Origin of the sequence: Paratractidigestivibacter sp. (assembly GCF_052362415.1) — a bacterium.
In the GTDB taxonomy this organism is placed as follows: domain Bacteria; phylum Actinomycetota; class Coriobacteriia; order Coriobacteriales; family Atopobiaceae; genus Paratractidigestivibacter.
In genome coordinates, this window is record NZ_DAWEMK010000041.1 from 12,762 (window position 1) to 13,990 (window position 1,229).

General features: G+C 69.9%; 2 protein-coding genes. Both read left to right on the forward strand.

Going from position 1 to position 1,229, the window contains the following annotated elements; genetic code table 11:
• The coding region (locus ACT84W_RS05780) for a hypothetical protein (protein ID WP_444328530.1) at window positions 1-700 on the forward strand (700 nt) is incomplete at its 5' end.
• A 6-nt stretch (window positions 701-706) separates the two neighbouring features.
• Window positions 707-1,229: hypothetical protein (locus ACT84W_RS05785; RefSeq protein ID WP_444328531.1), on the forward strand; the 523-nt coding region annotated here is incomplete at its 3' end.

Genomic DNA, 1,229 nt, shown 5'->3' on the forward strand with positions numbered 1-1,229 from the left:
CTCGGGGCAGGACTACCTCACGCTGTCGGGCGACGCCAACGCCGTGCTTCGCTCGGCCGTGGCCCGGCTCGGGCTCGGGTCCTTCTTCACCGTGCCCGACGGCGACGCGGGCGTCTCCGTGAGCTACCGGTGCTCGCGCGACGTGCCGGACGCATGGACGAACCTGCGACTTGCCATGAGGTCGGCGGGGCTGCGCCTCGACGCGAGGTGGATAGACGGAGCGTGTAGGCTCCAGGCGGCCAAGGTGACCGACTGGCGCGGCCGCGTCGACTCCGACCTCGTGGACTTCGACCTGTCCTCCGACCTGCTGGTCACCAACCACCTGAAGGCGGCGGGCAAGGGCGAGCTGGCCTCGCGCGAGGTCGTGGACGTCTACGCCGACAACAAGGGCAACGTCGGGACGGCGAAGGCCATGGCAGGCGTATTCGAGCTCGAGGAATACTACGACGCCAACAACAGCGAGGGCGACGACCTGCGAGACCAGGCCATGAGCCGCCTGAAGGACATGCAGACGGAGGGCAACGTCAAGGTCACCGTCGGCGAGGGCGTGAGCTTCGGCCTCGGCGACGTCGTGGAGGCAAGGCACTACTCGCCCAACGTGACGGTCAGCGTGGAGATAAGCAGCAAGGTCATATCGGCGACGGGCGCGGGAGCGAGCGCGACCTACGGCGCGTCGCCGAGCGGCACGAGAGTGGGGTGATCAGCCTTGATCATGGTCATAGGCGGCGACCTGTGGCAGTGGGACACCGGCAGGAGCGTGCGGCTCGACGTCGCGGGCGCCACGCAGGCGCACTTCGCGGCCGCCGAGTCGCAGCGCGCCGTGGTCGTCGACGTCAGGGACGGCGTCGCGAGGGTGCCGTCACAGGTGCTCAGCGTAGGGAGGGCCATCGCCGTCTGGGCGTCGGACGGGAGCGAGACGCTCGATCGCGCCATCTTCCCCGTGAGGCCGCGCGCGAAGCCCGACGGCTACATCCAGACGGACGACGAGGTGCAGACGTGGGAGGACGTCAAGCAGTGGGTCAAGGACGCCATCGCGGCGTCCGGCAAGGCCCTCGAGGCGGGCACCGCCACGCAGCTCGGGCCCGATGACGCTCCCACCGTCGAGATAGCGGGCGGCAGGCTCAACCTCGGCGTCCCGGCGGGGAAGCCCGGCACCAAGGTTACGACGGGGGAAGGCCAGCCCGCCACCGGCGGGCGCGAGGGAGACCTGTACATAGATGAGGCAACGG